Source organism: Cutibacterium sp. (assembly GCF_030525615.1).
In the GTDB taxonomy this organism is placed as follows: Bacteria; Actinomycetota; Actinomycetes; order Propionibacteriales; family Propionibacteriaceae; genus Cutibacterium.
The window spans coordinates 170,227-182,765 of sequence record NZ_JAUNEJ010000002.1 but is presented as its reverse complement, the minus strand read 5'-3'; the positions used below and the strand labels follow the sequence as shown (position 1 = coordinate 182,765).

At 57.0% G+C, this 12,539-nt stretch carries 9 protein-coding genes and 1 pseudogene; 1 reads left to right on the top strand and 9 read right to left on the bottom strand.

Going from position 1 to position 12,539, the window contains the following annotated elements:
* Positions 1-194 precede the first annotated feature (194 nt).
* Complete coding sequence (gene panB, locus Q4B98_RS04550) at positions 195-995, top strand: 3-methyl-2-oxobutanoate hydroxymethyltransferase (protein WP_303195941.1); 801 nt, start codon at positions 195-197, stop codon at positions 993-995.
* A 180-nt stretch (positions 996-1,175) separates the two neighbouring features.
* Here the strand turns inward: panB and Q4B98_RS04545 are convergent.
* From Q4B98_RS04545 to Q4B98_RS04510, 9 genes and pseudogenes are all read right to left on the bottom strand, one after another.
* Positions 1,176-1,760, bottom strand: a pseudogene (locus Q4B98_RS04545) (bile acid:sodium symporter family protein); the annotation flags it as partial.
* The gene (locus tag Q4B98_RS10550; protein ID WP_368492313.1) at positions 1,742-1,876 is read right to left on the bottom strand and encodes a hypothetical protein; all 135 of its coding nucleotides are present in this window, start codon (positions 1,874-1,876) and stop codon (positions 1,742-1,744) included. The gene Q4B98_RS10550 and the pseudogene Q4B98_RS04545, both read right to left, overlap by 19 nt.
* A gap of 127 nt (positions 1,877-2,003) precedes the next feature.
* Positions 2,004-2,852, bottom strand: coding sequence for a pantoate--beta-alanine ligase (gene panC, locus Q4B98_RS04540; RefSeq protein ID WP_303195940.1), 849 nt, complete (start codon positions 2,850-2,852; stop codon positions 2,004-2,006).
* On the bottom strand, positions 2,849-3,253 hold the full coding sequence (panD, locus tag Q4B98_RS04535; RefSeq protein WP_303195939.1) for an aspartate 1-decarboxylase: 405 nt from the start codon (positions 3,251-3,253) through the stop codon (positions 2,849-2,851). The genes panC and panD overlap by 4 nt, the downstream gene beginning before the upstream one ends.
* Positions 3,254-3,817: 564 nt before the next feature.
* Positions 3,818-8,653, bottom strand: a complete 4,836-nt coding sequence (locus Q4B98_RS04530) for an endo-alpha-N-acetylgalactosaminidase family protein (protein WP_303195938.1) — start codon at positions 8,651-8,653, stop codon at positions 3,818-3,820.
* A 195-nt stretch (positions 8,654-8,848) separates the two neighbouring features.
* Positions 8,849-9,568, bottom strand: coding sequence for a sirohydrochlorin chelatase (locus tag Q4B98_RS04525; protein ID WP_303195937.1), 720 nt, complete (start codon positions 9,566-9,568; stop codon positions 8,849-8,851).
* Positions 9,568-10,824, bottom strand: a complete 1,257-nt coding sequence (locus Q4B98_RS04520) for a sulfate adenylyltransferase subunit 1 (RefSeq protein WP_303195936.1) — start codon at positions 10,822-10,824, stop codon at positions 9,568-9,570. Before Q4B98_RS04520 ends, Q4B98_RS04525 begins: the two co-directional genes overlap by 1 nt.
* On the bottom strand, positions 10,824-11,723 hold the full coding sequence (gene cysD, locus Q4B98_RS04515; RefSeq protein WP_303195935.1) for a sulfate adenylyltransferase subunit CysD: 900 nt from the start codon (positions 11,721-11,723) through the stop codon (positions 10,824-10,826). Before cysD ends, Q4B98_RS04520 begins: the two co-directional genes overlap by 1 nt.
* 13 nt (positions 11,724-11,736) lie before the next feature.
* The gene (locus tag Q4B98_RS04510) at positions 11,737-12,456 is read right to left on the bottom strand and encodes a phosphoadenylyl-sulfate reductase (protein WP_303195934.1); all 720 of its coding nucleotides are present in this window, start codon (positions 12,454-12,456) and stop codon (positions 11,737-11,739) included.
* Between the last annotated feature and the right edge of the window lie 83 nt (positions 12,457-12,539).

Genomic DNA, 12,539 nt, shown 5'->3' with positions numbered 1-12,539 from the left:
TGTTATAGCTAGCCGCAGTGAGTTATCGAGGTTGATAGCACACCCAGCGATGGTTACCATCACAAGTATTCCCGGTGTTTGCTCAGGAAATCGTCGGATACAAGACGAAAGTCACTATATTATAGACGTTCTAAAAATAAGCAGAGAATTGTTAACGGCAGCCTCGCAGTAGTGAGAGTTTCGAAAGGATTATCATGGCAACCAAGCGGGTACGAGCACATCATTTAGCGAAGATGAAGCAAGCCGGCCAGCCGATCACAATGCTCACTTCGTATGACGCGCTGACTGCTCGTATCTTCGATGAAGCTGGAACTGACATGCTTCTTATCGGAGATTCGCACGCAAACGCAACTCTCGGTTATGACTCGACGATTTCTATTGGAATGCCGGAAATGACTGTGGCAACCGGTGCAGTTGCGCGTGGTGCCAAACGCGCTTTTATTGTTGCTGATCTTCCATTTGGTTCCTACGAAAGTTCCACAGCTGAGGCTATCTCTAACGCGGTTAAGCTCATTAAGGCTGGGGCGAACGCGGTCAAGCTTGAGGGCGGGATACGTATGGCGTCCACGATTCGCGCGATCGTCGACGCCGGGATTAACGTCGTCGCGCATGTTGGGTATACGCCGCAGTCAGAGAACGCCTTGGGTGGTCCGCGTGTTCAAGGTCGTGGGTCGGCGTCGGACGTGGTCAAGGAAGACGCACGCGCTGTTCAAGAGGCCGGTGCGATCGCTGTGGTCCTAGAAATGGTTCCAGCTCCGGTGGCGAAAGAAATAACTGACGAGCTGGTTATCCCAACGATTGGTATCGGTGCTGGTGAAGACACCGACGGTCAGGTGCTTGTTTGGACGGATATGGCTGCGATGACGGATTGGCAGCCGTCTTTTGTCAAGGTCTTTGGACAGGTCGGTAAGGCGTTGAAGGACGCGGCTACGGCGTACAACGAGGCCGTCCGCTCGCGTTCATTCCCAGACAGCGACCACCGGTTTGACAAGTAACTCGGTATCGTGAACAGCGAAATGATGGCATAGTAATTTCATTTATGTAGGTGTTGCGGTTCATGAGGTTGTTGATCGTATTAGGGATGGTGTAGGTGGCAGACATGATGGGGATTGGGAGTTGCTTAATGGCCTGTGTGTAAGGCCCTGGGTCTTCATGGTCTATGCTTACGCCCGTGTTTATGAAGAGCCATTATGAGTTAATTGCCTTGTGATATTTCTTCTTCTAAAGTAGGCAAAGACTGATCCTGTCAGATTATGAACCACGGAAAAGATGGCACCTGGCAAAGTAGCTAACGGGGTGGTGGCAAAATTAGCGGCAGCTAATGAGATGGCTAAGCCGCTATTCTGCATTCCGACTTCAATGGCTACGGCACTTGCCTGCTTGTAGGGAAGTCTGCAGATTTTGGAGAACACAAGCCCACAGGTTAGGCCAAGAAGATTGTGGAGGAAGACAACTCCGGTAACCATCAGGCCACTTTCCACAATCATGCCAGAATTTTGCGCAATGATTCCCGCGACAATCAAAATGATGGCGAGGGAGGACACCAGGGGGAGAGTCGGCCTGACTTTCGCCATGTTTTTCCCGAAGGCCCGGTTGATGATGATCCCTAGGATAACTGGGATGAGAATGACCTTGACGACGGTCAAAAACATCGATAGGAGAGAGACCTCAACGAAAGTACCGGCCAAAAAGTAGACGAAGAGAGGAGTGAGGAAGGGCGCGAGAAGGGTGGACACCGTCGTCATGGAAACCGATAGGGCAACGTCTGCTCCGTCAGAAACTGCGCTATAACCCCAATCGCGATGGCCTTAGGGTGCCGGACGATTTCCTTTAAGTCCTCAATTCGGATCGTGGTTCCCATCCCGAACATTGCGATGCCAAGGAAAATTGAGGTTTAATCTGTGAGCCAGGAAAAGTACCTCGGAAAGCTGAAGGCAATCAGTGAAAGGAGGAGAATCCATAGGATCAGGTGATTAACAATAAGGTTGGCAAATGTTTGGAATTTACTCATGGCTCACGGAGTAGATGAAGTTATCGATCAACCGCGCTGACCCCAGATAGACCGCCATGGCGACGAGGACGTCTCGATCGATGGTTTCAACGGCTTCCAAGGTATCCATGTCGACCACTTCAAGGTAATCGATCCTGGCTGAAGGGACCGTTTTAATGACGGCCTCCATGGCGTGGGTTAGGTCAGTTGCCGTCATGTCCTTTCGGATGAGGTGTTTACCTTCTTCGATTGCCCGGTAGAGGACCGTCGCGTCCTTTCTTTCCTGGTCGTTCAGGTAGCGGTTCCTTGACGATTTAGCCAGGCCATCCTCTTCTCTGATGATCGGGCAGCCGACGATGTCGACGTCAAAGTTCAAGTCTTTGACCATTTTCTTGATAATCAAGAGTTGTTGGGCGTCTTTTTGGCCGAAGTAGGCTCGATCAGGATGAGTAATATTGAAGAGTTTGGCCACTATGGTGCAGACTCCCCGAAAATGGATAGGCCGGCTGACTCCGCAGAGTTTTCGTGACAGGTCCTCGACCTGGATGTAGGTCTTGTGCTGTGTGTACATTTCCTCTGGGGCAGGATGGAAAACGAGATCGACTCCTGCGTCTTTACACTTGAGTAGGTCGTCGTCAAATACCCGGGGATAGAGGTCGAAGTCCTCATCTGGGCCGAACTGGGTGGGGTTGACGAAGATTGAAACGACAACGAGGTCATTCTCTTTCTTGGCCTGTCGAATCAGGCTCAAGTGCCCCTCGTGGAGGGCCCCCATGGTTGGAACGAGGCCAGTGGTTTGCCCAGTAGATTTGTGCGTCTTCAGAAACTCACGGACTTCGTTTACTGTTTCGGCAACCTTCATTTCGACTCCGATTCGTTCTGGCTCAACTGGCCGTGTTTTTCGTAGTGGGCGACTTGGGCAACATGGTTGTTTTCGTCAACAAAGACGACCTTAGGTGCGTAACCATCGAGGTCCTGCGGCTGATAGTGGCCGTAAGCCATGATGATGACCTTGTCATTGACGGCGGCGCAGCGGGCGGCGGCTCCATTGAGGCAGATCATCCCACTGCCCCGATCGCCGGCAATCGTGTAGGTCTCAAAGCGTGCACCGTTGTCGATATCGACGACCTGTACCTTTTGGTATTCCCGGATTCCTGCGGCTTCCAAGAGTTCCTGATCGACGGTGATGCTCCCGACGTAGTCTAATTCCGCTTGGGTTACCCGAGCTCGATGAATCTTGGCCTGCAGCATTTCTATGTCCATGCCTGCTCCTTATATAAACCTTCACCTATATCCGGCGAAAATATCCCTATTTTATGAATTGAACTACCGGGGTGTCGCGCAAGAGGAACGAAGAATGATAGTTCATTTTGCCTCTAATTTCCGGACGTAAGATATTTGTAAAGGTGTGTGCTATCTAAGTATGGTCCTTCCGATATCATTCTGGGAAATGGTACCACTCTGTGACTACAGTGTTTCGGAGGAGTCCAGCGTTCCGCTGACAGCTGGGTTATTGGTGTTTGGGCGGAGACGGGTCTGATTCCTGTCACCTCAGCACACCTCCGTCTACGGTCTCACGTGTGAGCAGACAGGTCTGATCGCCACGCCATCACCTCCTTACTGGTAAGAGCCAGGAAACCGGGCCGACAGATTCACCATGAGAAGGCGACTCGATGATTCTCAGTGACACGTCCGGCAGCACAGACACCTTCCCAGACCAGACACCGGATATCGCGGCGAGCATGATGGCGGGGCGAGACCACAGAGAGTCTCGCCCCGCCATTTCTGGTACTCAGCGGCAGCCGTCAGGCGTGTCAGTTGACCAGATCAGTTCCCGGTTCTGGGCAACTGAGTAGGACGCACGGTGATAGCCGCAGTGGCTTCCGCTGAAGGCCCCGACGCTGTCGGACCCGATGCGACCCCGGACGGTGCGTCTGAGGGTCGAACGGCACCGGGAGCAGCTGAAGGTGCTGACGACCCGGACACCGAAGCGGTGGGAGTCGCGGTCGGGGTTTGTGATTCCGTGGGCGTCGCCGAAGCGGTCCGCGTACCCGAAGCGCTGGGCGTCGCCGAAGGACTCGTCGACGGTGACTCGCTCACGCAGGTTCCCGAGAGGCGTATTTCTGCGGCACCTCCGAAAGCCTGGCCGTTCTGGGATGAGGTTTCCACGAGTTTGACGAACGGCCCAGCAGCCGGTTTAGCGAATTCAATGATTTGCGGGGTCGTCACATCTTTGAATTCTCCCTTGGCAACGGGCTCGCCCCAGTGCGTTCCGTCGGTCGAGACGTAGATCTCGTAGCCCTTGGCTCGACCGTTGGCCGCATTGCCGCGTGCGGTGTATTCCAAGCCGGCGATCTGGCAGGTCTTGCCAGTGGCGGCAGTGGGACGCACGACGATCTCATGCGGGTAGGGGACGCTGGTTGGCGACCATTGGGTGTGCCAGTACGTGTTCGGGTCGCCGTCAATGGCTGCGGCGGCTGGACCGCTGGGCGCAGGTTCACCGCTGGTCTGTTCGGAACTCGCCGACACCAAGGTGAGGTCAGACCCGCCGATGGCATTGTTAAGAATGCTCGATGGGTCGGTGGCGATGGCTTCGGTGGCTTTGCCAGCTGCGCTGTCGTGGACCCAAGTGGCGGTGACAGTCAGCGTGTTCGCAGCTGCCTTGGCCGGCATTGTGACGTTCCAGCTGGCTGTGACGTCCTGACCGGGCGAGACCTCCGTGCTGGTGGGAATTGTTACCGGCGTGACGGTCCAACCCTCCGGGCCAACCAAGGCGAGTTTGACCTCAGAGGCCGTCCCTTCAGCCAGGGACAGGTTCGCGGTGACCGTGATCTGTTTGTTGGCGGGGTCAGCAGACGACCCAACCTTGGTCGACACCGTCAAGTTCGGACGGATACCCAGATCCTCGACACGGAAGTTGTCAATCACCAAGTCGCCTTGGACGTTGCCGCCATTCTTGACGACACCGATGAAGGAGTGATCGTCAGCGGTGAATTCGGTGCTGAAAACCTGGGTGCCTTTCCCGGCGGTGGTACCGGACTTCCATCCCGTGCCACGGGCTTGGGCTAGGGGCAAGGTCCGGTCAATGGTGGTATTCCACGCCTTGTCGGCCCCACTGTCGTGGCCCAGAACAACGGAGTAGTCATCGTTGTAGGCAGCCTGGTAATCCATGCTGACGCGATAACTGTGGCCCTTTTCCAGGGGAACGAGGCCCGGGGTGGTGCGCAGGATAAGGCCACGGTTTTCTTCGTGGGCCATGAGCGACCATTGACCATCCAGGACGTTATCGAGGTACTTCTGGCCTTGTGTTGCTGTCCTGTCGTTGCCGTTGACGAGGCCGTACCACCCGGACTGGGAGTAAGGAGCGTGCTTTTCAGCCAGCTGGGTACGGGCGTCGCCGCCGGCGTTGGCCTTTCCAGTAACAAACGGGCCGTAGCCGTCGTCGATATGTTCAAAGTCCTCGTAGACGACCGTATTCGCGGTCGGCTTCGGGTCTGTCGGGGCTGGTCGGGCGACAATGCGCACATCGTCGACGCCTACCGTGGCCTGACCATCTGCGGCCCGTACCGTGAAGGTCACCGGGGAGCCGTCAGAAGTGAACCGCACTGGAACACGCTGGAAATATGTCCCTAGTTTCTCATCAGAGGCGGTGGCATTGACGGCAGTGGAGGCGTCGATTGCTGTGACGACTTCGCCCTTCTTGCCGTTCTGGTAGCCAGCTGGGGCAACCCCGTTACCACTGGCCGAGACCTCGACGTGGCGGGTCTTCCCGGGCTGGATTTCGACCCAAGCCCAGGCGCTCCACGTACCAGCGGGCAGGTTGAGCTGCTGTGACAAGGAGGACGCGCCGTCACCGAGCTGAGCCTGGAAATTCCCACGGTCGGTTTTGACGACCGAGACCTTGCCGGTCGTCTGGTAGGCCTTCGTCGTACCTGAGAAGAAGCCCGGGTCAACGATGTGGCTGCCCTCACCCCAGTTCGGAGAGACGGCCGCTGGGACTTTCGAGGTGGGGTAGAGCACGTAGGCGGTGTTCTTGTCGGTAGCCGGAATCGTCACGGAGCCGTTGTTGACCGCAAGATCGGCGACCTTGACTCGTCCGGTGTCGGTGAGTTTGTACAGGGTCAAGCTCTGTTGCGACGACCACGCCTTCGTCAACTGCCAGGTGGACTGCTGACCGGAGGGGTTCCAGTGGTAAAGACGGTCGGTTCCGCCGTCTTTCCAAGGCAGCAGGTACATACCGTCGTGGTAAACCGTCGCGCCATCAGTAGAGATGGTTCGGTTTGTAGGGATGGTTTTACCATCGATGGAGCTTTGTGGCGAGGTGACGGCGGTGCCGTCGGCAAGGGTCACCTTCTGATCCGACCAGGACATGATGGGCGAACGTTGCAGGAATTTGGTGGGAAGGTTACGTTCCCACACGTTCTTAATGAATTGGTTGTAGTTGTTGTGGCCCGTCCATCCTTCGAACTCGACGACGTTGGTGTTGCCGAGTTTCGGATCGGGGTTCCAGGTGTCCCGGTAGGTGTTTTCAACGAAACGAATGAGCTGGGAGTTCAGCCCCTTATTCGTCGCGCCGCCGTAGTTCTCGTCGTTGGACCAGTGCGACCAAGTGTTGAGCCGGGGCATGGCGTCGGACCACTCAGATCCTTGACGCCACCCTTGCTTGGCGATCTCGGCAGAGAATCGGTCGCCCTCCCAGCCGCGCGGGTAGTAGACATCCCAGTACAGCCAGTTGAGGTTGGAATCGGCTGGGAAATCTTTGCGTAGTTCTTGCAGACGTTTGAGAACCGCCCCGGTGACAAGGTCCTTCTGGTTATTCATGTAGTAGGCCTGGTTCATCCATCCCCAGGCTTTTGATGGGGGCATTTGCAACAGATCGGGGCCGAAAGCGTGGGCCTCTGAATAGGACTCGGTTGCGTTGACATGGATACCGAAAGTGGCATTCCAATCCTTGCCCTTGGAAACCAAGGTCTTGAGGTCAGTCAGGCCGCCAGCTTTTGTGTTGTAATGGCCGGCGTAGTCGCCTTGGGCTGAGTCGTGGCCCTCCGCCTGATAACCCTTGAGCAGGACCTGCTGGCCCAAGCCGTCAGTAGCCAGGGAAATTCGTTTCACGTCGTCAAGAGTTCGCAGGAACGGGTGAGTGGCTTGGGAAACGATGTTGAACGGAATGTGGGCAATGACGTAATTCGGCACATCCGAAGCTCCCACAATCGGAGTCAAGATCGAGCGAGTGGCGATAGCGCCGTCTTGCCAATTCACGGTGCCGTCGGCGTTAGCGTCATCGACCAATTTGACGGTGATGGAAGGATCTGGATCGGGTCCAATACCCGTGCCTTTGTCATAGGTGGCTACTGCGCCTGACCGGTACGTCCACTGCGCTGGAGAGACGGTCCCGACCATCGTGCCGTCAACGTTTTTTGTGGCGTGAGAGAAGCGAGCGGTCGCGTTGCCGCCATTCTTGCCGGTTTGGTCGCCGATCGCGTTTGTCTCAAACCCGGCAGCCAAAGACGCGGTGTTAGCGGTAATCATCCAGGCATTGCCAGTGCCGGCGGCCGCTTTGGCTACGTCGATGAGTTTGTCGCCGGAGTTCTGGCGATTAACAGAGATATTGGCGGCCATGATCTGGGACTGGGGTCCGGTGACGCTGACCAGATCCAGGTTGGGGATGGCGATGTAGTGAACCTTCTTGCTTGGGTCCTTGATGTCGGTCAGCTGGTACGTGAGCGCACCCTTGGCGACGCTGATACGCGCCGTCATCGACACATCAGACAGATCTGAAAAGGTCAGCGGATAATTGACGGCATCCTTGCTGACGACCGGCTTACCGACGGTGACCTTGTGGGCTTTTCCGTCGATATTGATAGAACTCAACGGTCCGCCGTACTTGCCGACGAGGGTCTTGTCGCCCAAGGTGTAGTCGATGACCTGGGGGAAGTCAGGACGCACTCGCACCGACAGCGTGCCGTCGGTAATGGTGACGGTGCCTTCAGGAACCTCAGGGGTGAGTGGCGAGGGCTGAGCAGAGGGGGTAGTCGGCTCGGGTTCAGCCGTTGCTTCGTAAGCGTTGAATTCAGCCAAAGAGGCCACCTGTTCTGCGGGGGAGACGTCTGTACCGCCATCTCCGCCCCACGAGGAGTCGTATTGCACCTTGACGCAGTTCGCCTTCGTTGGGGTGTTCAAGACGATGGACTGGGTTTGACCGCTGGTGGCAACCTTGCCGTCAAATTCTCCCGACGCCACCGGGGCTGCGGCGTTGAAAGAGTCGGCAGTACACGTCGGGGTGTTCACCGCGAAGAGCTTGTACTGATGGGCGCGACCCGATCCGTTCGAGGATTGACGCGGAGTCAGGTCAATGCGGCCCAGATTGATCGGAGCGTCGCCAAGTTTGACAACGAACCAGTGTGGAGGTGGAGCAACGGTACCGGACCATTGGGTGTGCCAATATGTGTCCTTGTTGCCGTCGAGGATAAGTTTCAGCGGGCCGTTGGGGGCCTCGGCTGTGCTTTCCACCGAGTCAGCTGCCACCGCAGTCATGGCGGACTGGTCGATGGGCTTGCCATCATTGGGAGCAGCGTTCGCCAGCTGACCCGACAGCGACATGGTCACTATCATGCTCGCGGTCACGGCTCCGACGCTCAGCGCTTTTATGCTTCGGTGCGACATCCGTACCTTCTTCCCGGTTATGCGACGAGCCGCCTCGCTGCGTCGGCTTCATTCGACGGTGAACACGTGCACAGTATCCGCGTTCGGATGGGGCCGGAAAGGTTTTCGCGCGAGACGCTCACGAATCCTGGTCGTCGCGCACAAGGCATACCGCTGCTCGGTGAATACCTGTCTCTTGGCCCTTAGCGACAGACCTCAGCAACGACACATCGCTGATTGCGCCGAATTCCAACGAGACATGATGAGCGGCGTCAGTAATTCTGCCAGCGGCTGGGCGTAGCGCACTGCGGGTGCTGTCGTCACCTTGTCCACCGTCGTCACCTTGTCCCACAGCAGGCCTGGCAGGGTGAAGAGAGGTGCCACAATGAGTTCACGACCGCGCTCGCGCGCTGTTTTTGCGGCTGCCTGTACTGCTGCGGGGCCTTTTGGCCCGGGGGCTGTACCCACGACGAACCCTGCGGTGACTTTTCCGGGCACTGTCTGTTGAACCCGGGCGGCGAAATCAATGACGTCCTGATTCGCTGCCGGATCGGACGACCCCACTGCCATAATCAGCACATCACTTGATGTCCGCTGCACCTGGTGAATCCGGGTAATAAGCGCTTGTCGTACACCTTCGCCCAATCCCAGACCGGCGGTCGTCGTCAAGTCGAGGTGGCCAATGGTGCCGGCCTGGTGCGGCACATCAATTCTGGCGTGAAACGCATCTGTGAACAGCAGTGGAACTGCTACTGCCCGGGTATGGCCCGCTTGAGCAAGTTCGGCGCAGACGCGTTCCAGGCTCGGCTGTGCCAGATTCAGCCAGGCCAGTCGGACTGGTTCTGGGCACACGGACGCCACCTGACGACGCACCTTCTCCAAGGCTGGCGCAGTGTCGCGGTGGCGTGAACCGTGTGCCAGCAAGATCAGCGCCATTAGCGCACCAAGCCCGCAGTGAGGGTGTCTCCGGTACCTGGTTCGATCAGGAGAAATGCCCCCACGCGCCCGCCTACGCGGTATGGTTCAACCGGTAATTCCTGTGCTAGCTCAACAGTCACTTCTGCGACGTCGTTGACCTCCAGGTGGTCCGAGGCGCTCGTTGGTTGACTCGTGTCGATGTCGATCAGCGCGTCAATGGAGGCGATTCGCCCGCGCACCAAGGCCGCGCCGTAGCGGACCTCCACAACTTTGCGGGTCGTCAGCGGCTTATCTGATAGGTGAACTGCTAATGCCGAGAAGCGACGTTTTGTCGTGACGGGTTGGTCGGAAATGAGATCGCCGCGAGCCAGGTCGATGTGATCGTCGAGGCACACAGCCACCGATTGACCGGCCACAGCTGAAGTGACGTCCTCTCCGGCAACGGTTATCCGTTCGACGGCAGCCGAACGGCCACCGGGAAGGGCAACGGTATCCCCAAGAGCCACTTTTCCAGTAGCGATCCGACCAGCGTAGCCCCGGAACTCCGAGGCGTGATCGCGGATAACGTAGTCAATGGGCAGGCGAAGTGGATATTTGCTGGCGTCGCGTTCCTCGTCAGCTGCAATGTCCAGGTTTTCCAGCAACTCCAGCACGGACTCGCCGTGATACCACGGCGTGTTGTCGGAATGCTCAACGATGTTGTCTCCGACCAAGGCGGATACCGGCACTATGACGGTGTTTTTCAGGTGTAGTCGTCGCGCCAATTCTTGAAGATCAGCCTCAATGGCCCGGAAAGCCTGTTCGTTGTAATCCAGCAGGTCAATCTTGTTCACTGCAAAGATGACGTGGCGTACCCCGAGTAACGCCGCAACAGTGGCGTGACGTCTGGTTTGGGTGACGACTCCGTTGCGTGCGTCGACCAGCAGGACGACCGCTTCTGCGGTGGACATTCCGGTGACGGTATTGCGAGTGTATTGCTCGTGTCCTGGGCAGTCGGCCAGGATAAAACTGCGCACATCGGTGGCAAAGTATCGGTATGCCACATCGATGGTAATTCCTTGTTCGCGTTCGGCACGCAGGCCGTCAACCAAGAGGGACAGATCTGGGTTTTCTTGACCTCGGGCATGAGAGGAAGCCACGACGGCCTCATACTGGTCTGCCAGAATATTCTTGGTGTCATAAAGCAGACGGCCAACGAACGTGGACTTTCCGTCATCGACCGATCCGGCGGTGCACAGTCGCAGGGTGCGACGTTGTCGGGTGGGGGCACTCATCAGAAGTAGCCTTCCTTCTTGCGGTCTTCCATCGAAGATTCGGAGAGTTTGTCGTCAGCTCGGGTAGCGCCACGTTCGGTGAGTTTGGAGGTGCGCAATTCCTCAATAACCTCGGCTGTTGTAGCGGCGGTGGAGTCCACTGCGCCAGTGCAGCTCATATCACCGACAGTGCGGTATCGCACGGTGCGAGTTTCAAGTGTCTCGCCGTCTTTTGGCCCACCCCATTCGCCTGGTGCCAACCACATACCTTTGCGTCGAAAAACTTGACGCTGGTGCGAGTAGTAAATAGATGGCAATTCGATATCGCGCGCCTGAATGTAGGCCCACACATCGGCCTCTGTCCAGTTGGAGATGGGGAAGACTCGCACATTTTCACCAGGCGCATGGCGGCCATTGTAGAGGCCCCATAATTCGGGACGCTGCCGACGAGGGTCCCAGCCACCAAAAGTGTCTCGCACGGAAAAGACTCTTTCCTTGGCTCGTGCCTTTTCCTCATCGCGTCGGGCGCCACCGAGTACTGCGTCATATCCGCGTTCGGCAATGGTTTCTACTAGGGGCACGGTCTGCAGCGGGTTCCGGGTGCCGTCGGCACGCTCGGTGAGAACACCGGAGTCAATCCAATCCTGTACTTTCGCCACGTGCAGGGTAATTCCCGGTTGAGCGGCGATCTTGTCGCGGAACTCAATAACCTCCGGGAAGTTGTGCCCGGTGTCTACGTGCAGCAATTCCATTGGCACTGGCGCCGGCGAGAAGGCGCGCTTGGCCAGCTCCAGGACCAATACCGAGTCTTTACCTCCGGAAAACAACAGAGCGGTGTGATCGAATTGCCCTGCAGCCTGGCGAATGATGTCAATAGATTCCGCTTCTAACTGTGCTAGTCGCGGGTCGAGCGTGGTCATTATCGTGTTTCTCCTACAAGTTCAAGTGCAGCCCGCACTCAGTCTTTTCGGTTCCTTGCCAACGTCCCGATCGTGGGTCTGCGCCCGGAGCAACCTTGGCCGTGCAGGTGGCACAGCCGATGGAGGGATATCCCTGCTTTGTCAGCGGATGGATGATGAGGTTGTGCTCGGCAATGAAGTTGTCGACGTCCTCATTAGTCCAGCTGGCCAGTGGATTGAGCTTAATTCGTCCGGTGTGGTCCAGCTCCAAGACCGGAGTGTTCCTGCGTGTCGGCGCGTCGACGCGCTTAAGGCCACTGACCCAGCCTTCATAGGGCAGCTTCGCTTCCGCTAATGGCTGCACCTTACGCAGGTCACAGCACAGCGTCGGATTGGTTTTGTATAGGTCCTTGCCGTATTGCGCATCCTGTTCGGCGCGGGTTTGTTTTGGCAAAACCCGCAGTAGGCGGTTCGAATAGCGATGCTCGACCGCATCGGCGACATCGAGTGTTTCTTGGAAATGGTAGCCGGTGTCCAAGAAAACCAAATCTGCTGACGGTGCATACTGAGACGCCAATTCTGCCAGCACCGTGTCCTGCATGGACAGGGTCACCGCCATAGGGGTGTGCAGGTGTTCTGCGCCCCAAGCCAACACCTCTCCGGCACTGTAGTTTTCCAGCTTGCTAGCCCAGTCCTGAGCCAGCTGTGATAGTCGTTGAGCGGTATCGGGATTCGCAAGCACGTCCGTACTCATTTACTGAACCCACCTTTCTGCTTCCCGGGCAATATGTCTATGCAATGTCACTGTGAATACGCGACAACACTCTTTACATTCCC

Excerpts from the sequence above, each read along its gene's own strand:
- panB (WP_303195941.1), top strand. The coding sequence starts at position 195 with ATGGCAACCAAGCGGGTACGAGCACATCATTTAGCGAAGATGAAGCAA.
- panC (WP_303195940.1), bottom strand. The coding sequence starts at position 2,852 with ATGAAGGTTGCCGAAACAGTAAACGAAGTCCGTGAGTTTCTGAAGACG.
- panD (WP_303195939.1), bottom strand. The coding sequence starts at position 3,253 with ATGGACATAGAAATGCTGCAGGCCAAGATTCATCGAGCTCGGGTAACC.
- Q4B98_RS04530 (WP_303195938.1), bottom strand. The coding sequence starts at position 8,653 with ATGTCGCACCGAAGCATAAAAGCGCTGAGCGTCGGAGCCGTGACCGCG.
- Q4B98_RS04525 (WP_303195937.1), bottom strand. The coding sequence starts at position 9,568 with ATGGCGCTGATCTTGCTGGCACACGGTTCACGCCACCGCGACACTGCG.
- Q4B98_RS04520 (WP_303195936.1), bottom strand. The coding sequence starts at position 10,824 with ATGAGTGCCCCCACCCGACAACGTCGCACCCTGCGACTGTGCACCGCC.
- cysD (WP_303195935.1), bottom strand. The coding sequence starts at position 11,723 with ATGACCACGCTCGACCCGCGACTAGCACAGTTAGAAGCGGAATCTATT.
- Q4B98_RS04510 (WP_303195934.1), bottom strand. The coding sequence starts at position 12,456 with ATGAGTACGGACGTGCTTGCGAATCCCGATACCGCTCAACGACTATCA.